Annotated in this window: 19 protein-coding genes and 1 pseudogene; 7 read left to right on the top strand and 13 right to left on the bottom strand. The window is 50.8% G+C overall.

Going from position 1 to position 18,484, the window contains the following annotated elements; translation table 11 throughout:
• Positions 1-9 precede the first annotated feature (9 nt).
• From ACJHYR_RS21390 to ACJHYR_RS21345, 10 genes are all read right to left on the bottom strand, one after another.
• Positions 10-648 (bottom strand): vWA domain-containing protein, encoded by a 639-nt coding sequence (locus tag ACJHYR_RS21390; RefSeq protein WP_001253658.1) that lies wholly within the window; start codon positions 646-648, stop codon positions 10-12.
• Positions 648-1,289, bottom strand: coding sequence for a TerD family protein (locus ACJHYR_RS21385; RefSeq protein WP_000116681.1), 642 nt, complete (start codon positions 1,287-1,289; stop codon positions 648-650). Before ACJHYR_RS21385 ends, ACJHYR_RS21390 begins: the two co-directional genes overlap by 1 nt.
• Before the next feature lie 22 nt (positions 1,290-1,311).
• Complete coding sequence (locus tag ACJHYR_RS21380) at positions 1,312-1,950, bottom strand: vWA domain-containing protein (RefSeq protein WP_001388628.1); 639 nt, start codon at positions 1,948-1,950, stop codon at positions 1,312-1,314.
• A 462-nt stretch (positions 1,951-2,412) separates the two neighbouring features.
• Entirely contained in the window at positions 2,413-2,880 is a 468-nt protein-coding gene (gene terW / locus ACJHYR_RS21375; protein WP_001176767.1) for a tellurium resistance protein TerW, read from the bottom strand.
• Between the two features lie 17 nt (positions 2,881-2,897).
• A complete protein-coding gene (locus ACJHYR_RS21370) occupies positions 2,898-4,106 on the bottom strand; it encodes a DUF4236 domain-containing protein (protein ID WP_000506887.1) in 1,209 nt (402 codons plus the stop codon).
• A gap of 10 nt (positions 4,107-4,116) precedes the next feature.
• On the bottom strand, positions 4,117-5,073 hold the full coding sequence (locus ACJHYR_RS21365; protein WP_000797366.1) for an HpcH/HpaI aldolase/citrate lyase family protein: 957 nt from the start codon (positions 5,071-5,073) through the stop codon (positions 4,117-4,119).
• Positions 5,073-6,152: a cysteine protease StiP family protein gene (locus tag ACJHYR_RS21360; RefSeq protein WP_042634304.1), complete on the bottom strand. Its 1,080-nt coding sequence runs from the start codon at positions 6,150-6,152 to the stop codon at positions 5,073-5,075. Before ACJHYR_RS21360 ends, ACJHYR_RS21365 begins: the two co-directional genes overlap by 1 nt.
• Position 6,153: 1 nt before the next feature.
• The gene (locus ACJHYR_RS21355; RefSeq protein ID WP_001040059.1) at positions 6,154-6,927 is read right to left on the bottom strand and encodes a hypothetical protein; all 774 of its coding nucleotides are present in this window, start codon (positions 6,925-6,927) and stop codon (positions 6,154-6,156) included.
• The gene (locus ACJHYR_RS21350; RefSeq protein ID WP_001285478.1) at positions 6,920-8,062 is read right to left on the bottom strand and encodes a phosphoribosyltransferase domain-containing protein; all 1,143 of its coding nucleotides are present in this window, start codon (positions 8,060-8,062) and stop codon (positions 6,920-6,922) included. Before ACJHYR_RS21350 ends, ACJHYR_RS21355 begins: the two co-directional genes overlap by 8 nt.
• A gap of 9 nt (positions 8,063-8,071) precedes the next feature.
• A complete protein-coding gene (locus tag ACJHYR_RS21345; RefSeq protein WP_001035162.1) occupies positions 8,072-9,130 on the bottom strand; it encodes an ATP-grasp domain-containing protein in 1,059 nt (352 codons plus the stop codon).
• 323 nt (positions 9,131-9,453) lie between these two features.
• Here ACJHYR_RS21345 and ACJHYR_RS21340 point away from each other — a divergent pair, with 323 nt between their 5' ends.
• The 7 genes from ACJHYR_RS21340 to ACJHYR_RS21310 all read left to right on the top strand — a co-directional run bounded on the left by ACJHYR_RS21340 (position 9,454) and on the right by ACJHYR_RS21310 (position 15,674).
• Entirely contained in the window at positions 9,454-10,035 is a 582-nt protein-coding gene (locus ACJHYR_RS21340) for a TerD family protein (RefSeq protein WP_042634303.1), read from the top strand.
• The gene (locus ACJHYR_RS21335; RefSeq protein WP_001054787.1) at positions 10,035-11,192 is read left to right on the top strand and encodes a TerD family protein; all 1,158 of its coding nucleotides are present in this window, start codon (positions 10,035-10,037) and stop codon (positions 11,190-11,192) included. The genes ACJHYR_RS21340 and ACJHYR_RS21335 overlap by 1 nt, the downstream gene beginning before the upstream one ends.
• A 22-nt stretch (positions 11,193-11,214) precedes the next feature.
• Positions 11,215-11,670 (top strand): tellurite resistance TerB family protein, encoded by a 456-nt coding sequence (locus tag ACJHYR_RS21330; protein ID WP_000007448.1) that lies wholly within the window; start codon positions 11,215-11,217, stop codon positions 11,668-11,670.
• Between the two features lie 22 nt (positions 11,671-11,692).
• Positions 11,693-12,733 carry a tellurium resistance membrane protein TerC gene (terC, locus tag ACJHYR_RS21325; RefSeq protein ID WP_000255079.1) on the top strand — a complete coding sequence of 347 codons (1,041 nt, stop codon included), beginning with the start codon at positions 11,693-11,695 and terminating at the stop codon, positions 12,731-12,733.
• A gap of 48 nt (positions 12,734-12,781) precedes the next feature.
• Complete coding sequence (gene terD, locus ACJHYR_RS21320; protein ID WP_000116677.1) at positions 12,782-13,360, top strand: tellurium resistance membrane protein TerD; 579 nt, start codon at positions 12,782-12,784, stop codon at positions 13,358-13,360.
• Between the two features lie 67 nt (positions 13,361-13,427).
• Complete coding sequence (locus ACJHYR_RS21315) at positions 13,428-14,003, top strand: TerD family protein (protein ID WP_000301242.1); 576 nt, start codon at positions 13,428-13,430, stop codon at positions 14,001-14,003.
• Positions 14,004-14,432: 429 nt separating this feature from the next.
• Positions 14,433-15,674 (top strand): vWA domain-containing protein, encoded by a 1,242-nt coding sequence (locus tag ACJHYR_RS21310; RefSeq protein WP_001053338.1) that lies wholly within the window; start codon positions 14,433-14,435, stop codon positions 15,672-15,674.
• Between the two features lie 219 nt (positions 15,675-15,893).
• Here ACJHYR_RS21310 and ACJHYR_RS21305 read toward each other — a convergent pair whose 3' ends face one another.
• The 3 genes and pseudogenes from ACJHYR_RS21305 to ACJHYR_RS21295 form a co-directional block, all read right to left on the bottom strand.
• Positions 15,894-16,616, bottom strand: a complete 723-nt coding sequence (locus ACJHYR_RS21305) for a PAP2 family protein (protein WP_039003037.1) — start codon at positions 16,614-16,616, stop codon at positions 15,894-15,896.
• Between the two features lie 71 nt (positions 16,617-16,687).
• Complete coding sequence (locus tag ACJHYR_RS21300; protein WP_049589868.1) at positions 16,688-18,313, bottom strand: phosphoethanolamine--lipid A transferase MCR-1.1; 1,626 nt, start codon at positions 18,311-18,313, stop codon at positions 16,688-16,690.
• A 69-nt stretch (positions 18,314-18,382) separates the two neighbouring features.
• Positions 18,383-18,484 (bottom strand): annotated as a pseudogene (locus tag ACJHYR_RS21295) (IS30 family transposase); the annotation flags it as partial.

Below are 18,484 nucleotides of genomic sequence, written 5' to 3'. Positions count from 1 at the left end.
TTCTGTCTGTCAGAGCACCAGCTGGATTTCTGGTGGAGGAGGGGGAAGGGTATCAGTTCCGTTATTGATCCCCGCGCTTGTGCTGCCGGAAGACACGCTGGCCGATACCCATTTAAAGAAACCTGCAAACGCGGTTGAATCTAGCGTCTCCAGAGACACAACCTTATCGGTAAGCTGTTTTAAGTGCTCATGGCCTGCTTTAGGACCAACGGCGCAGGCAATGATGGATCCGAATCCCCGGCCGCGAATCGCTTTTACCGCTTCACCGTACGCCAGGGCATCAGAAGGGGTTCCATCAGTCATCAGGAATACCAGAGGACGCCAGTCTCCTTTTGTATCACCATCTGAGCGACGTACATCCCGTTCAACACACTGCATCAGACATTCAAGGGCAGCACCGGTGAACGTCCCGCCTGCGCTTGGCACAACGATGTCAGAAAACTGGAAGTCTTCCAGCGGCGTGAGAGGAATGAACTCACGCGCCTCATTGTCATAGGTGATAATGGAGATATGAACGCTTTCGAGGGCGTAGGGATCCTGGCGAAGAGCGCTAAGCATCGCCTGAATTCCAACGTTAACGGAATGGATGGACTCACCGCGCATCGAGCCGGATGTGTCGATAACAAGGTAAACAGGCAGGCGGCGCATCACATGTAATTCCTCAGGTGCGAGACAAACGAATCTGATTCTGAAGGCTCACCAATTGCCCTGAGTTTCCAGCCTGTAGCCTCGCGTATCAGCTCGGCAAAAACCATGGAGCGCTGGCTGGCGAAGGCGGGTCCGCCAGAAAGATCGAATCGTGCCATTTCAATATTACGGGCATCTACTGCCCGGATGAAGGCATTCTGAACTTTACCAAAGTGCTGCTGGAGCTTTTCACCATTGTAGATCTGAACGATGAACACAATTTTCTCGTACTGAGCGTCAAGGGAATTCAGGCGCACAATAATTTGCTCATCGTCACCATCACCGGCTCCGGTTCGGTTATCGCCCGTCAGCCAGATATTTCCTGACTTATGGCGAAGGCTGTTGAAAAAGATGATATCGCCATTCACAAGCGTTGGTTTACCATTTTCCACATTGCCGAGATCGGTCACCTTTCCGGCTGAATTACACAGGAAAGCGATCACATCAAGGTCGTATTCTTCTTCTTTTTTACCAAAGATCCCGCCGAGGAAACCTTTCTTTTCCTCATTAATATCCCAACCCAGGCCGATAGTAACGGACGAGAGATCGTATTCATTTTTTTTCAGGCTTACGCCCTGGCCTTTGCTCAGACTGACAGACATGACATCCCCTTAATTAATAAAATTATAAGACCACGTTTACTTCTGGCGGCGGCGGTGGCAGGTCTTCAAGACCGATCACTTCTTTTTTGCTGGACTCCACTTTCTGACTGCCTACCGAAATGCTCGCACTGACCCATTTAAAGAAAGCTTTAATCGTCGAACTGTCAGCTGTATCGAGCTGAACCACGATTTCAGTGATTTCTTTGAGGACGCTGGTATCGGCATCATGCCCGGCTGCACATGCCACAACAACGCCGGTTCTGGCCGCTTTAAAGTCATTCAGGCCTTTACGCCAGTCATCATTCGGACTTCCATCCGTCATCAGGAATACAAGGGGACGCCAGTCACCTTTAGTGTCAGCCGTCGTTTTCTGTACTTCTTTGGCAATGGAGCTGGCCGTCAGGGTAAGCGCTTCGCCAAGAGAGGTGGTGCCGCTGGCTGTTAGTGCTGGCATCTGGAAACTCAGGAGGTCTGTCAGGGGGACTGCCTGTCGGGCTGAAGAATCAAAGGTGATCACTGACACGTAAGCCGTTTCGAGTGCATACGGATCCTGTTTCAGCGTGGTAAGCAGCGTCTGAACGCCATTCTTAACCGCTTCGATAGGCTCTCCGTGCATAGAGCCGGACGTGTCGAGTAGCAGATATACGGGTAAGCGTCTCAAATGTAATTCCTTCTTAAGAGATCGGAAGAGGAGAGTAGTTTCAGGAAGAGGCCAGAGTTTGTAGATTTGATAAAACGGCACGACATCTGTCGGGTGGAGATTAAATACTCAGAAGCGGCATTAAAGAAATAAGTTAACCACCATTGAATTACCGACATGTGAATGGCCTCTTATCAGAGAAAAAAATTCAGACCGTACTGGAATATAAATTTCTGAAAAAAACTCCGGCAAAAATAAACTTTCTTATGTATGAAAATCATCATACATCACAGATCTGCATGAATGGAGTGTAAATCGCCCAAAGATTGATGTGTAGCACAAGAGGATGTCAAGACACCAGGTTTTGTAGGCAGAAAGGCGCTGCTGACATTGCGGGAGGAGAATAGATCAAAACTCCGTCACGCAGATACAGAGGTGAAATATGACAAAACCGGGGTTTTCACCCCGGTCTGAGATTTAGCGTCAGGACTTTTTAGCGCTGTATTCTTTTATCAGTTCATCAACGGAGTGCAGAGCCAGCTTCTCTACCGCTTCACTTCGGGTCGAGCCACTCAGCGCAGCCAGACGGTCAATTTTTCTTAAAATCCGCATGCGTAGCGATAATGACACGGCTGTTTTTTTATCCTTATCGAGTACGACCTTCCCTGTGGACTCACCGGTTTTCAGTTCAGCATTCTGTGCGAGCGCTTCATTCATCCGGCGAAGGGTCTTTTTATCCAGCTGGCCCGGATTAACGAGATGGTAGGAATGACCTGCCTTGCTGTATTTGATCTCCGCAGAATATGACTCGCGTAGCTCTTTGAGTGCCCGGGTTAATGTCGGCTCTGAGCATTCCAGACTGGTTATAATGTCGGCAGCGGAAACGGGCTTGCCGGTGCCCAGTAAGTTGGCAAGCTTAAAAATCCGGGCCTGTCTGGTATTTAATTGCATCGTAAGATTTAGCCTGCTTAAAGGGTTAGTGGTTCAATAGGCTGAAAAATGAAGGTACTGCTCATCTTTCGAATAACCGGGTGATCGCCTAACGCTTCAACCGGATCAATGTGTTCTAAGCCTGCAAAATTTACTGACGACATCTGGCTGCGACTGCATTTGCAGGACAGGATATACTCATCCTCCAGATAGCCGGTCCGCTTACTGACCCGTTGCGTAAAGCCTGACACAATCACGTTGTCGAACGGTAGCGTATGTAAAACGATACCGACCAGGCGGAACAAGCAGCCATGGACGTGGCGGGCATAGTTTTCGCGTACGGCTTTTTGCGTCATGGCTTTTTCCGTCAGCTCCGTGCCCCGGGCATTAACGCCGTAAATCTTATCAGGGAAATCTTCAATCTCAGCTAAATCAACATCCAGCAGGACTGCTGATAGCTCCGGCTTTACTTCAAATGCAACAAGCGTTTCACGCGGCCATTCAGTTTCTGCCAGCACACCCGCCAGGTATGATTCGAAAAACGCGGCGTCTGTCCGGAACTGCTGCCGGGCATCTGCCTGAGCCGTGGCGAGCCGTTTTTCATGTTCTTCAGCCTCAAACTTCCAGTTTGCATACTGTTCGGCCCAGGCCGTCCGTTGTTGCTGGTACCGGTGCTGTCGAAGGGTATTCTCACGCTCCACATCAATCAGCTCCTGCTGCCACCGGCGAAGATTTTCGGCGTGGCGCTCAGCTTTAGCTGATTCCGATTCAAACCATTTACCCAGAAAACTAATGCCTTCGCTCTCGGCAGGCTTTTCCGGCAATGCAAGATAGTCTGGCTTTTCTGGACGCACCGGTGCCGGAACCTGAAAAGGCGACGTTCTGTTATGCAGGTATACTGCTTCCAGCTCTGCCCAGCTGATGCCTGTTTTAGGATCCGGCGTCAGCTCGTGAATATTACGGATTGCGGTCACCGCTGACATGAGATCAGCGGCTTCCTCCTCAAGCGCCTGTCTGAGCCCCGGGTCGGTAGCCGTCCGGTTCCCACCTCCGGAACGCGCGGCCCGATCAAGCCGGGTACGGTAACTCAGCCCGGTACCGGGCAAGCCCAGATTGGCATAGGTCCCCCGGCTTCCAAAAGAAACGGAAGCACCTCTCGGCCCGACACTCAGGCTCGGTGCACCGTTACTCAGGTTGAGGCGAACACCAGGAATAATGTTGATCGACTTTCTGAATCTGAACCCCATTATGATTTCCTTAATGATGCTGGGTCACGGTAAGTAATCTGATTCCATCAGCGCTTTGCTCGTTCTGTAACCCATAAAAACGAGCTCTGTCCAGAATGCCAGCCGCCCAGCGGCGATGTGTGGCGGGTTCACACATTGCTCCCTGCGACTTAAACACGGCCTGGGTAGAGTTCAGGATCCGCAGAGCGTCAGAATGCTCACCCTGAGTGACCATCAGCGCGTTTTGAATGACCTCTATCTGACCCGGGTGAATGGCCGTTTTCCCAACAAGCCCATGTGCCATATCAAGAGCCAGCTCTCTGGCCATTACGGCATGATCGTCAATATGCTCACATACGGGCGCGGTCAGGGCAAAATCACGCGGGCCGAAGACCGAAACGAGCATTTTGATGACGTAGCCCATCGGGCTGTCATACAGCGTCAGGTCCCGGGGACGGCGAAGCGACACAACGTTCATAAGATCGTTGCCGCCGATTCGAAGCGCAATAATGCGGTCGTGGCAGGGATGTTCCACCAGACGGGTGGCCAGCTCCCGCATCTGAACCACGTCAAAGACGTCTTCTGTTTCCAGCGTTGGCATCATGCACAGGTGAGTCCCGCCCATGATATCCCACCATTCAGCTAACGAACTGAGGGTAAATTTCGGCAACACAAACCCGTCGACAGCGGAAAGATCATAATGCGCTTTTAACCATCTGCCCATTTCGGCATGCCGGGGGCGAATGAACACCAGAGGCCAGTCATTTTTACCCAGGCTATGCATGCTGTTACTGAGCTCGTGCAGCAGGTGCTCCAGATTTTTGAGGGCGACGGGGATGTCTGCTTCACTGACAGCATCCTCCAGGCAAATCACCAGAGAGCGCAAACCCGGGATTTTCCCGTGCAGGACGGCATCAGCAATATCTTCCCGTGTTGCAGGCATGTATAGCGTGGCTCCCAGATTCCAGGGAGAAAGACGATTTTTCATCAAAGTACCTTCTTGATAATGGTTACAGCCCGATACTGGCCGAGGGTTCCCCCCATTTCTGTAACAACTATTCCCTTTTCACGAGCAAGCCCTACAAGCAAGGCAACGTCCGAGTCGTCAATAGAACGCACAAATACATGGTCCGGTACCCGACGTAATACAGCCCGGGTTGCTTCAGCAATACCGGGTTTTATACGATTGACGCTGTCCACTTTAAATTCATCGGCCAGGAACGCGATAACGTCGCGACTTGTCTGCCATAAGACCCGGGCTGACTCCGTATTCCAGCTCAGGGGAGCGAGGGATGACGGGGTTAACTTCTTACGGAAATGAGCGACGGTATCGACAAGCATCCGGCTGCATTCGAATTCACTGAGATGCTCGCAAACCATGCACCCGTGTAATCCTTCAGAGGACCACACTGACCGGGAGATCAGGCCTGACACCGGCGCACCCATGATGCCAAAAGGAATGAGCCAGTCATCATCACTGGCTGCAAGCCAGGAGCAGCCACAGGGATCGGCCAGGACAACCAGTCGCGGCTGCTCAGGATAGCCCGGGCGATCTTTCAGTGCGCGTACAAGCTCTCCGGTAATTGCGCCTTTACCTGTCCATCCGTCAACAAAGACAATACCGCTGGTACCATGCCGCTCTTCAATGACGTCGAGGGCTGCACCGTCAATTCCACGATCCCGGATAATGCTGATACCGTAATGCCATGAGGTTTTCCCCATGTCACGCAGGGCCTGGTGCAGCATAACGCCGAGCGGCACGCCAGCCCTGACAAGACTGGCCAGTACAATGGGCTCATCACCAAAGCGTTTGGCCAGAGCAATAGCGAGCTGTGTGACTTCTTTTGCAAGTCTCTCTGCGCCCCGATCCAGCGCCCGGTGAAACAAATCAAGATGCCATTGTGTTGGCGCTGGCTCCTGACTGAGCATGTCCGAATAATGTTTCTTCCCTGACTGAATCAGCTCTTCTTTTTGCTCAACCGGCGTCATCTCAATGACAACCGGCTTTAGCAGAAATTCCACGTCACCGGGCTGGTATGAGCCGGTAAATGTGTCATGTGGCTGCATTTTAATTTTCTCCAAAAATTCGCTGTGAAATGGCATCTGCAAACTGACTCTGACGCGGGATGCCAAACCAGCTGCACAGTTTCATAAAACGATGATCGCTCAGGCTGTCGCCCAGGCCAATTACGGGGAAGACTCCGCGTTCAGCCCGAAGTTTTTCAAGCAGCCATCTGACTGCCAGCCCTTTCTCAACCGGGGTGGGAAGCCAGGCCACGTTATTACTGTTGCGGTGGATGTAGAAGCCCTCGGTCGGAAACACCGTTTCTATCTCATCTGCAATGGCATTAAGCTCGTCAAGGCGGGTGCTGTCGCGGTGCTTCATCACCATATAAACCGCCGTTTCACCGTATTCGAAGTTCAGCCTTGCCCAGGCATTGATCCCTTTTGCGTCCATCATTTCAGTGATCAGACGCTGCATCGATGTCAGCTTTTCCTGGTAGGGAGCCAGCTGGCCAAGCATATGGGCCTTCCACTCCTCGTCGGGTTTGCCTTCAGGCGTGAGAATGACGGCCCCGTGCGTGGTGATTGCCCAGGAGTGGAAAGGGATCCGGACGCGGCTGATTTCTTCAGTTCCCCGGGCGGTAACAGGTATGAGTTCAGCCTGCTCCAGGAGCCAGTCCACCAACATGGACTGTTCTTCCGTCATAAAGCTTCGTGGATTCAGGGTGCGATCAACGGCACCGGTACGGAATGGCTCCAGGGCCAGCTCGTCCACCATTTTACGACGGGTCTGAAAGAGCGTGTCGTCAAGGTCGCTCAGAACAACGGGTTTATTCATAGGTAACAATCTCCACGACGGGCGCAACCTCAGCCAGGGCTTTAAGAAGCTGCGTGTCAATACTTTCTGCGGGTGTCTCAGTACACACAAGAATACGGTCAAACTGCTGGTGGGCGACGTTATAGACAAAATTGGGGATGCCCAGCCCGTAGTTATCCGTAAAGGAAATGGCGGACTCAATGGCATAACCAACGGCGATAGGGGAGCGGGTGGTCGAACCATAAAGTGCCTGTGCTCCGGCAGCTTCGAGCCGTTCAGCAAGCAGGAACGGCTCCCAGACGAATTCCCCGGTCCCGAGAACCAGAATACGTTCCCCCTTGCGGACGGAGACCTCATGGCCGAGATCGGCCGCAGGTGCGAGCATCCCCAGTCGACCCCAGGACTGTTTTCCCAGGATGTCCCATTCTCCGCGTGAAGTTACGTTGACTTTCGGCATGTCCGGGACAGGTGCATCAGGTAATGGGGTCCATCCCCACTGACCGCTTACAAGCGAAACCGAAGTGACGGGCAAGGATGTGCGCTCCGACAGGGCGTTGCTACTCCAGTCGGTAAGCGTAACGGCGATAACCTGTTCAATATGTTGAAGCTTGCCGGTATTACGCAGGGCAGAAAGCAGGTTAATAAAGGTATTACCGGTGGTTGCCTCGTCATCAATCAAAACCAGCGTTCGTGCGTTGGTAACACGACGTCTTTTCTCTTCATCATCTGGCAGATAGATCAGATGATCGGTGGCGTGGCTGTGTTCTTCCTTGAACTCGCAAAGTAACGTGCCATCAACCGGGTGACGGGTAGAGGTCAGATAGACAGATTCACGATGCTGGTGGCGCACTTCATCAAACACACCGGCCCCTAGCCCAACGGCGGTTTCAGCCATACCGATAAAAAGTACGGGCCCTGTCAGCGTTGCGGGGAACTGGCTGGCAAGCTGTCTGTAGGCCTGCCGCATGACTGAGGGTGGCACGGGAATGTGCCTGCCGAGTACTTTGCTGACAAACAGAAAGGCGCGTTTCGGGTTACGTCTTTCAGCGATATCAAACAGGTCATCGAGCGAAACATCACCCTGGTCGCGGGTTACCTGTATCGTACCGCATGAGAGGGTACGGCGATAAATCATATCTTCGAGGGTATCAGACATAAACACGCCTTAATTCAGATGGTTAGAGAGTGATTCCGGGTAAACGATGACATCTGTGATGGATCTCACTGCAACCGGAGAAAAGGTATTTCTGGCGCTCTGGATCACCGCATCTTCAGACATCAGACCGAGCTTAAAGGCAGCAAACAACCCGGGAAGGTTCACCCCGCTGTGAAGGGTATAACCCACCCCGCCTGACGGACGCATGTTGGTTTCAAGCAGCACCGGGTTGCCATTCACATCGTTTCGCGTCTGAACATTCACCAGCCCGTCGGCCTTCATAACCCGGGCGCAGTCACAAGCCAGTTCCCAGGCGCTTCCTTCGTTTACCAGATACTGGATAGCCCCTTCCTTACGGCGTCCCACGGCTGCGAGTATTTCGCCCTTATCCGCGAGGATATCGACGGAAAATTCCGGGCCTGGCAGGTACGGCATCAAAACAAGGGGTTTAAACGACTCAGAAGCCGATGCTGCTGCAATATACTGTTGCGGACTGACCAGACGATGTTCGGGATGATTAAAGACGGCCATGGGCGAAGCACTGTCATCAAAGCGCCAGAATCCCATGCCATAGATACCCGTCACCGGCTTCACGCATACCGGGCTGTCCGAGAACGGCGGGGCCGCGAGGTGCGTCTTTAATTCTGCCAGCGTATTCACCCGCCAGGACGGTACGACCGGGAGCCCGTTTTGCTCCATAAACTGAGCAAAAGTAACTTTTTCGTCAGCCAGAGTTAACCAGTCGACGCCTGTTGCACCGGTAGTAAGGGTGGCTCCGGTCGATTCAATGGCTGAACGGTGTTCTTCAAACCACTGGCTGTTACGGCCAGTATGAATATGGTGGATGCCGTAGGTCTGAATGGTTTCCTGAATAAACTGAAGACGTTTTTGAGGATCTTCAGGTTCAGTCAAAGAATAATCGGCAACGGAAAGAATTTCATGTCTTTCGTTACGGTGGGAGGCAAATACGGTAATAGCAAAATTATTTTTTTGTGCAAATGATTTTACCCCCTGAATAATATCTCGCTGGGAGGACAAACCTTCCATAAACCAAATTTTCTTGTTCATTTTTTTTAATTATCCGGAACGCCATGCAAATTTATGATTGAGAAGTGAGTCTATGAGTGTCTACGCTACATGTCAATCATAATATGATTAATAACTTCAGTGGTTATGGAGTGCGTCAGTGTTTTTTTTAGTGCCTTATAACGTATTGATATTTAAATTAAAAATAGAAAAATGAACACCATGAAAAGGATTTATTTTTGTGTTTTTGAAGAAAACTACCAAAATTTCCCTTGTCAGAGAACTTCATCATGATATGATTTTCTTCGTCAGTTACTAAATATACCTTTGATTGTCTCGGTCATTACCATTTTAAGGAATAAAACATGGTTTCATTAAGTAAGAACCAGACGGTATCACTCAGCAAAGAATCTTCAGCATTAAGCCAGCTTCAATTCGGTCTCGGTTGGGATCCGGTTAAGAAAAAAGGTCTTCTTGGAGGATTGTTTGGAGGCAACGACTCAATCGATCTCGATGCTGGCTGCGTATTAATGGACAGCACCGGTAAAACAATTGACACCATCTGGTTCCGCAAACTGGAATCCACCTGCGGCGCTGTTGTGCACAGTGGCGATAACCTGACCGGTGAGGGTGACGGTGACGATGAGGTGATTAAGGTCAACCTCTCCCGACTGCCTGCAAACGTTGAATACCTGGCGTTTACGGTAAACAGCTTCCGTGGTCAGTCGTTCAATGACGTCGAAAACGCGTTCTGCCGCGTTGTCGATCAAACCGGCAAAGAGCTGGCTCGCTACAAGCTGACTGAGCAGGGCTCACATACCGGGATCGTTATTTCTTCGCTGCGCCGTAATAACGGCAACTGGGACTTTACCGCCCTTGGCCATGCCTGTCGCGGCCGCACAATTGACGATATGCACTCCGATATCGTTTCAGCGGTTATTCGCTAATGAACCTGACGCCGGGGGGCAATGCCCCCGTTCCAGCCCAGGAGTTGCGGGTCCGGATCACCTCGGGCGGCCAGGTGGATGCTTCGGCGTTTCGCCTGTATGCCGACGGGAAGGTGCAGGGTGATGCGGACATGGTGTTTTATGGTCAGCCACGTAACGATGATGGTACCGTCAGCCTGGTCAGTGAAGGCCAGTACTCAACCTTTACTGTCGCGCTCAACCGGCTGAAACCTGATGTCCAGAAAATTGCGTTCACCGTGACCTGTGACGGTGGGCAGACGGTGTCCGGTCTTCGTAATCTTTCCATCGACGTGGAGCAAGGGGCTACCGGCCTGGTTAGCGGCAGTGTCGAACTGAGCGGCCGTCAGGAAGCAGCCTTAATTCTGGGTGAATTTTACCGTCGTAATAATGACTGGAAATTCCGCTTCGTTGCGCAGGGGTTCAACGGTGGACTTAAACCGCTGGCAGAGCATTTCGGCGTAAATATTGCCGACGAACCGGCTCCCGCAGCCCCGACTCCTCCGGTTGTAACCCCTCCGCCAGTTGAGACAAAAATCAGCCTGAGCAAGGTATCGCTGACAAAAGAGAAGCCTGCAATCAGCCTGACCAAACGGGATAACTTCGGTGAAATCCGGATCAACCTGAACTGGCACCGGGGCAGCGGCAAATCAGGCTTTGCAGGCATGTTCGGCTCCAAAGGAATCGACCTGGATCTGGGGGCCTTTGTTGAGCTTCAGGACGGGTATAAATCGGTCATTCAGGCGCTCGGTAATGCATTCGGTAATTATCGCGATGAACCGTATGTTCAGCTCAAGGGCGATGACCGGACGGGTGATGTATCAGACGGCGAGTGGCTGCATATCAATGGACGTGAATGGAAGCATATCCGCGAAGTGCTGATTTACGCCTTTATTTATGAAGGTGTTCCCAGCTGGGACAAGACTGATGGTGTGGTCACCATTCATGTGCCGGATCAACCGCCCATTGAGACCCGCCTGACCGAAGGTGAAAACCGTCGCACATTGTGCGCCATTGCCAGACTCGTAAACGAAAACGGCGCAATTAAAGTCGAGCGAATTAACCAGTACTTCAAAGGCCAGGACGAAATGGACCGGGCATTTGGCTGGGGATTTCGCTGGAGCGCCGGTTCTAAATAACACAGCAACAAAGGAAACAGGTATGAGCTTTTTCGACAAGGTAAAAGGTGCCATTAACTCTGGCCGGGACGAACTGACCCGCCAGGTTGGTCGTTTCAAAAACAAAAAATTTATGCACGGCACCGTTGCTGTATGTGCCCGTATTGCCGTATCGAGTGACGGCGTGAGTTCGGAAGAAAAGCAGAAAATGATGGGCTTTCTTCGCTCTTCAGAAGAGCTGAAGGTCTTCGATACCAATGAGGTGATCGAGTTCTTCAATAAACTGGTTTCAAGCTTCGATTTCGATGTTGAAATCGGCAAGGGCGAAACCATGAAATACATCCTGGCGCTGAAAGATCAGCCTGAGGCCGCTCAGCTGGCCTTACGTGTTGGTATTGCCGTTGCGAAAAGTGACGGTAACTTCGATCAGGACGAGAAACTGGCCTCCCGCGAGATCGCTATCGCGTTGGGCTTCGACCCGGCTGAATTTGGCCTCTGATCCACATCCCTAAGGGTAAAATATGGTTTCCACACACATCGGCTTCCCGACTGAAACGGTCATTGTTTTCATTGCGCTTTCAGTCGGTGCCATCTTTATTGACCTGTTTATGCACCGTGATGACAAGCCCATTTCCCTGAAGAGTGCGGCGCTCTGGTCCGTATTCTGGGTTGTGGTTGCGATGGCATTTGCCGGTTTCCTCTACATCCACCACGGTGCTGAGGTTGCCAGCCTGTTTGTAACGGGTTATGCGCTGGAGAAAGTGCTGTCGGTCGACAACCTGTTTGTCATGATGGCCATCTTCTCCTGGTTCGCCGTTCCTGATCGTTACCGCCACCGTGTTCTCTACTGGGGGATCATTGGTGCCATCGTCTTCAGGGGCATCTTTGTCGCCATCGGTACGAGCCTGCTGAGTCTGGGGCCGTATGTTGAAGTTGTCTTCGCTATCATCGTCGCCTGGACGGCGGTCATGATGCTTAAAAGCGGTGATGACGATGATGAAATTGAGGATTATTCCCAGCATCTGGCTTACCGCATGGTTAAACGCTTCTTCCCTATCTGGCCGAAGCTCAGAGGTCATGCTTTCCTGCTTAACCAGAAGGAAGTGGATGCCGAACTGGCGAAACCAGAAAACAGCGATGTCACCATTGGCCGTGGTAAAAAGGCGGCGCTGTATGCGACCCCTCTGTTCCTGTGTGTGGCCGTGGTTGAACTCTCGGATGTTATGTTTGCGTTTGACTCGGTACCGGCAATCATTGCCGTCAGTCGTGAACCGCTTATCGTCTATAGTGCCATGATGTTTGCTATCCTGGGCCTGCGTACTCTGTACTTTGTCCTTGAAGCACTGAAACAGTACCTGGTTCATCTGGAGAAGGCCGTTATCGTGCTGCTGTTCTTCATCGCGGCAAAACTGGGCCTGAATGCGACCGATCACATTTGGCATCATGGTTACAGCATCGCGGCGACAACCAGCCTGTATGTTGTACTGGGTGTTTTGGCGCTGGGCATTCTCGCAAGCGTCATGTTCCCGGGCAAACCTGAATCTGAGGAAAAGGGGAGCTGATCCCCTGAAGTGTTAACCTGAACAATTACTAATCGAAGAGGTTATTTTATGAGTGTTTCTCTTTCCAAAGGCGGGAACGTCTCCCTGAGTAAAGCAGCTCCGTCAATGAAAAACGTCCTGGTGGGCCTTGGCTGGGATGCGCGTTCAACAGACGGTCAGGACTTTGACCTGGATGCTTCAGCATTCCTGCTGGCCGCAAATGGCAAAGTGCGCGGCGATTCAGATTTCATCTTCTATAACAACCTGACGTCATCTGACGGTTCCGTAACCCATACCGGTGATAACCGTACCGGTGAAGGTGATGGTGATGATGAATCGCTGAAAATTAAACTGGACGCCGTCCCGTCTGATGTTGACAAGATCATCTTCGTTGTCACTATCCATGATGCTCAGGCTCGTCGCCAGAGCTTTGGTCAGGTATCCGGTGCGTTTATTCGCCTGGTCAATGACGATAACCAGACTGAAGTCGCTCGCTACGATCTGACCGAAGATGCGTCCACTGAGACTGCCATGCTGTTCGGCGAGCTGTATCGCCACAATGGTGAGTGGAAATTCCGCGCAGTGGGCCAGGGTTATGCTGGTGGTCTGGCATCTGTATGTGCTCAGTACGGCATTAACGCGTCCTGATCGAAAAGTAACTTTTCACCCGGGGCTGTTAATGCAGCCCTCATTCAACTGTTTGCAGGAGCTAAAAATGGCAGTTTCTCTCGTAAAAGGCGGCAACGTATCTCTGACCAAAGAAGCACCAACCATGAATATCGCTATGGTTGGCCTCGGCTGGGATGCCCGTGTAACTGACGGTCAGGCTTTTGACCTGGACGCTTCCGTGTTCGCAGTAGGCGAAGACGGTAAAGTGCTGTCAGATGCGCATTTCATTTTCTTCAATAACAAAACCAGCCCTGATGGCGCGGTAGAGCACCAGGGCGACAACCGTACCGGTGAAGGCGACGGTGACGATGAGCAGGTCAAAATCGATCTGACCAAAGTCTCAGCAGATATCAAAAAACTGGTGTTTGCCGTTACCATCTATGATGCAGAAGCGCGTAAACAAAACTTCGGCATGGTGAGCAACAGCTTCATGCGCGTTTACAACAACGACAACGGCACGGAAATTGCCCGTTTCGATCTGTCTGAAGATGCCTCAACCGAAACCGCTATGGTCTTCGGTGAACTGTATCGTCATGGCGCTGAGTGGAAGTTTAAAGCTGTCGGTCAGGGCTTTGCCGGTGGCCTGGCGGCTCTTGCCTCCCAGCACGGCGTTAACATCTAAAACAACGCTGAATCATACCCCGGCAATGCCGGGGTTTTTTTTTGGTTGCGATCCGCTTTCAGGAGGGAGTAGTAGAAAGGGGACTGGAAATTTCAGAAAGCAGGTCATGTTAATTCAGACCTGAGCCTTTTAAAGGCAGGAAACGGATTTATCTCTGGTTGCTGGTTAAAGCCGGTATTCCGTGCCTTTTATCAACAGAATGCCCCTCTGATATATGTTACTTTTGCGGTTTATGAAGGAACGGGATCTGGAACATAAGATACCCGGTCAATCAAAATTCCAGTTCAACAGGTATAGAAACTTCAGCGTGATGAAATATGGTGTCACACCATATATACGCCTCACCAGAAATCCAGCGTCCTGAACTAAGCCTGGGGAACATATATAAGCGCTGCGCTTTAAAAATAATCAAAAATCAGGAGAGTTAATGTGAATCTACAATCCGGACAAAACATACCGCTTCAGCAATCTGCGATCAGGCTGAATCTTCAGTACCCTGCCAAATCCGGCTTTAAAGGCGAACCCGATACCTGCCTCTTCCTGCTTAATGCTCAGGGAAAGGTAACCGGCGATTCTGACTTTATCTTTTATAATAATCTGTCTTCTCCTGAAGGGGCAGTAAAGCTCGTTACCGGTTCTCAGCAGTCCAGCATTGAGATAGCACTGGATCGTGTTCCGGCGAACGTCAGTAAGATTGCGATCACCGTTGTCATTGATGGTGAAGATACTATCAGTGGGCTCAGTTTATTGAGCATTCAGGCTCCTGGTATCGCTGATTTTCAGGCTGAGACTCAGGGCCGCAGTGAGAAAGCAATCATCCTGGGTGAAGTATATCGGCACAATGGCGCCTGGAAGCTTCGTGCGCTCGGGCAGGGTTTCAACGGTGGTCTTGAGCCTCTGGCCATTAGCTTTGGCGTTGATGTCGCACAGCCAGCTCCGCAGCCAGCAAAGCCCGCTCGTATCAGTCTGGAAAAGAAACTTGAAACCAGATCTCCGCGCCTCGTAAGCCTCGCTAAAAAAGCCTCGGTCAGTCTCACTAAAAATAAACTGGACACCCTTGAGGCAGCGGTTGCATTTGTACTTGACGCATCCGGCTCAATGAGTGGCCAGTTCAGTAAGGGCAACGTTCAGTCTGTGCTGGACCGCATCGCCGTTCTTGCCGCCCAGTTCGACGACGACGGTGAAATGGATGTCTGGGGATTTGGAGAGAAGCACAAGAAGTATCCAAACGTCACACTGGACAACCTGGACACATATATTCAGTCCATTCGCGGGTCTGGAAAGCGTTCAGCCTGGGAGAACCTGCCGGGACTTGGTGGGACAAACAATGAGCCCCCTGTGATGGAAGAAATTGTCGACTACTTTAAGGACTCGAAAATCCCGGTATATGTTGTATTTATTACCGATGGCGGGATCAGCAAGACCCGGGCGATTAAAGATGCAATCCGGCGTTCTGCCAACTACCCCATCTTCTGGAAGTTTGTCGGCCTGGGTGGTTCAAGCTACGGTATCCTCAAAAATCTGGATGACTTTACTGACCGCCGGGTTGATAACACCCACTTCTTTGCCATGGATGATTTCGGTTCGATCAGCGATGAAAAGTTATATGATAATTTACTGGAAGAATTCAGACCGTGGATCGATGAAACAAAAAGGTTAGGCATCCTGTAATACGCACAGTTTTCGCATGGTTAAAGGAGCTCTACAGCAGCTTAATACTGTAGAGCCTTTGTTCACTGGAAATCGTACAGGGAGGAGCATATGGACCGCATCAAGTACCTGAAATGGATAGCTGAAGAATCACCAACTGATGATGAAATCGACAACTACGATAGTATCATTAGTCGGGGCGCAGAAAGGGCCGAGAAGGTTCAGTTGTCTTTAAGCCGATTAAACTTGTTCACCCTTCTTAAAAAACACCCACGCAAGCCCTGCCGACATCGCCCACGCAAGCATCATCGACACCACCGTATGGCTCAAAAAATGATCGCCAATAATCATCTTATAGCAGCCCATCGCCCAGCCCAATGCCATCACCACGATGATGATCGCACCACGACGGCGGCGCAAACTTGGCGCAAACGCAAAGGCAAACAGCGCAAATCCGCTACTGGCATGCGCCGCAGGAAAGCACTTATCAGGAATGGTGTTACGCATACTATCAAGCATCGGCAAATACGGCAGCGTACCATCAAAAATCGTCAAATGCACAGGGCAGACCACATGAGTATATGCCTTCAATGACGCGACAACTGTCGGCACTAGGATCAAAGTCAGCACCAGATACGCAAGCTCACGCACGCGAAATTTTGTCACTGGGACAAGCCACTTGGCAGTGATAGCATTGCCCTTTTTCTCATGATAAGCACGGCAAATGGTCGCAACCAGCAAGTAGATCAGCATCGCCATCAGCAGCTTTTTTAGTCCAGAATACAGTAGCAAATCTGGCAAAAAAGCTTGCTTGGCAACCATCCAATGCCCCATACCCAGATAAAACCAATCAGCGACCATCAGATCAATCTGACTGTGCTCAAGGGTCAGCGTGGCAACGATCGCCATGACAAGAGCGATACTCATCTCAGCAAGTAGGCGTTTATTTGATAAATACGGCATAACAAACCCCACCCCACCGCCCATAATACGAATGGAGTGTGCGGTGGGTTTGGAAAAAATACAGGGAGAAATCAGCGGATGAATGCGGTGCGGTCTTTGACTTTGTCCGCGGTGACATCAAACAGCTTTAATAATGTCGGCGTGATCGCGTCATGGGTCAGGACGGTATCGGTTGCCATTGGCGTGATGCCAGTTTGCTTATCCGTCCAGAAAAATGCAGGCACACTGCGCTGTTCTTTTGGTGCAAAGGCATTTGGCATACCATGTAGATAGACACCGTTCTCACCCAGACTTTCGCCATGATCGCTGACATACAGCATTGAGACATCATAGGCATTGCTGTGCGTCTGCAGCCACTGGATACTTTGAGCGATGAAATCATCGGTGGCAAGCAAGGCATTGTCATAAGCATTGATCAAGGACTGATGTTCGCACTTGGCAAGCTCATTACCTTCACACACTGGCGTGAATTTGGCAAACTTTTCATCATATCGCTTAAAATACGCAGGCCCGTGATTGCCCATTTGGTGCAGCATGATCAGCATATCTTTGCCGTTATTGGCAGCGACAAAGTCATCTAAGCCAACGAGCATACCGACATCGCGGCATTCGTTATAAGGATTGGTGTTGCAGATGGCGTTGTTGGTCGCGGATTTATAATCGGCAAATTGCGCTTTTGGCAGCTTATCCATCACGCCTTTTGAGTCCGAATTATTATCACGCCACAAGATACTTACGCCCAAGCGATCCAGCGTATCCAGCACATTTTCTTGGTATTTGGCGGTATCGACATCATACTCATCCGCGCCCAGATAGCTGAACATACACGGCACAGAATACGCCGTCGATGTGCCGCACGATGTGACATTGCTAAAATTGGTCACGCCATCGATCTTGGCAAGCTGTGGGAAAGTATCGCGCTCATAGCCATTGAAGCTGACATGATCGGCGCGTGCCGTCTCACCGACGACGAACACCACTAGGCGTGGCTTACGCATATCAGGCTTGGTTGCTTGTACCGCGTCTTTGGCGTGATAAATGGTATCTTTTGGCGCACTGGCTTTTTTATACTCAATACTGGCAAGCTTACCCACCGAGTAGATTGGCATGATCGGATTGACATAGCTACGCAGCGGCTTATGCACGCGAAAGAAACTGGCATAATGACTGCTGAACGCCACCACAGGCAGTAAAATCAGCGCAAGACTTGCCACGATCAAGCCCAATCGGCGCATCAAACCCTTGCCCCAAGTCGGATAATCCACCTTAACAAAAGCCACAAGCAAACTTGGTAGCACACCCAAACCAATGATACGCATGATAAACGCTGCGTTTAATAGATCCTTGGTCTCGGCTTGGTCGGTCTGTAGGGCATTTTGGAGCATGGTCGTATCATAGACCGTGCCATAAGTGTCAGTAAAATAACTGGTCACCGCGCCCATGATTAATAGCAAAATCAACACAGGCTTTAGCACATAGCGATACGATGATAACAGCGTGGTGATCAGTAGCATCGCGCCAAAGAGCACGACAGCGATCGTCAGCACAAAGCCGAGATTGTCCGCGATGGGATAGGTTTGGCTGATTTTATCAAAAAAGGTAAGATTGGCGGTCGCGGTCAAGAAAACGGCAACACTCGCCACAAGAACAAACGGACTGACCGAGCGTCGGTACCACACAGAAGTATGCTGCATCATGAGAAACTACTCAAAAAATAAACGGTGGGATAATTGCGGCAATTATACTGCAATTTTTAGCTTGAATTGTCAAACCAAGTGCAACGATTTTTTGAAGTAAACTTCATAAGGTGTTTTCCAACCTAAACATTTACGTGGTCGTAAATTCAGTTTATTGATCACCTGTTGAAT

The organism is Escherichia sp. WS1450 (assembly GCF_046487395.1).
Taxonomy (GTDB): Bacteria; Pseudomonadota; Gammaproteobacteria; order Enterobacterales; family Enterobacteriaceae; genus Escherichia; species Escherichia coli.
The sequence above is the reverse complement of the archived record's forward strand: the minus strand, read 5'-3'. Positions and strand labels throughout refer to the sequence as shown.

What these genes read in the sequence shown, in the direction of transcription:
- ACJHYR_RS21305 (WP_039003037.1), bottom strand. Translation starts at nt 16,616, where the DNA reads ATGCCGTATTTATCAAATAAACGCCTACTTGCTGAGATGAGTATCGCT.
- ACJHYR_RS21330 (WP_000007448.1), top strand. Translation starts at nt 11,215, where the DNA reads ATGAGCTTTTTCGACAAGGTAAAAGGTGCCATTAACTCTGGCCGGGAC.
- ACJHYR_RS21300 (WP_049589868.1), bottom strand. Translation starts at nt 18,313, where the DNA reads ATGATGCAGCATACTTCTGTGTGGTACCGACGCTCGGTCAGTCCGTTT.
- terC (WP_000255079.1), top strand. Translation starts at nt 11,693, where the DNA reads ATGGTTTCCACACACATCGGCTTCCCGACTGAAACGGTCATTGTTTTC.
- ACJHYR_RS21385 (WP_000116681.1), bottom strand. Translation starts at nt 1,289, where the DNA reads ATGTCTGTCAGTCTGAGCAAAGGCCAGGGCGTAAGCCTGAAAAAAAAT.
- ACJHYR_RS21365 (WP_000797366.1), bottom strand. Translation starts at nt 5,073, where the DNA reads ATGAAAAATCGTCTTTCTCCCTGGAATCTGGGAGCCACGCTATACATG.
- ACJHYR_RS21390 (WP_001253658.1), bottom strand. Translation starts at nt 648, where the DNA reads ATGCGCCGCCTGCCTGTTTACCTTGTTATCGACACATCCGGCTCGATG.
- ACJHYR_RS21355 (WP_001040059.1), bottom strand. Translation starts at nt 6,927, where the DNA reads ATGAATAAACCCGTTGTTCTGAGCGACCTTGACGACACGCTCTTTCAG.
- ACJHYR_RS21370 (WP_000506887.1), bottom strand. Translation starts at nt 4,106, where the DNA reads ATGGGGTTCAGATTCAGAAAGTCGATCAACATTATTCCTGGTGTTCGC.
- terW (WP_001176767.1), bottom strand. Translation starts at nt 2,880, where the DNA reads ATGCAATTAAATACCAGACAGGCCCGGATTTTTAAGCTTGCCAACTTA.
- ACJHYR_RS21360 (WP_042634304.1), bottom strand. Translation starts at nt 6,152, where the DNA reads ATGCAGCCACATGACACATTTACCGGCTCATACCAGCCCGGTGACGTG.
- ACJHYR_RS21340 (WP_042634303.1), top strand. Translation starts at nt 9,454, where the DNA reads ATGGTTTCATTAAGTAAGAACCAGACGGTATCACTCAGCAAAGAATCT.
- ACJHYR_RS21315 (WP_000301242.1), top strand. Translation starts at nt 13,428, where the DNA reads ATGGCAGTTTCTCTCGTAAAAGGCGGCAACGTATCTCTGACCAAAGAA.
- ACJHYR_RS21350 (WP_001285478.1), bottom strand. Translation starts at nt 8,062, where the DNA reads ATGTCTGATACCCTCGAAGATATGATTTATCGCCGTACCCTCTCATGC.
- ACJHYR_RS21335 (WP_001054787.1), top strand. Translation starts at nt 10,035, where the DNA reads ATGAACCTGACGCCGGGGGGCAATGCCCCCGTTCCAGCCCAGGAGTTG.
- ACJHYR_RS21345 (WP_001035162.1), bottom strand. Translation starts at nt 9,130, where the DNA reads ATGAACAAGAAAATTTGGTTTATGGAAGGTTTGTCCTCCCAGCGAGAT.
- terD (WP_000116677.1), top strand. Translation starts at nt 12,782, where the DNA reads ATGAGTGTTTCTCTTTCCAAAGGCGGGAACGTCTCCCTGAGTAAAGCA.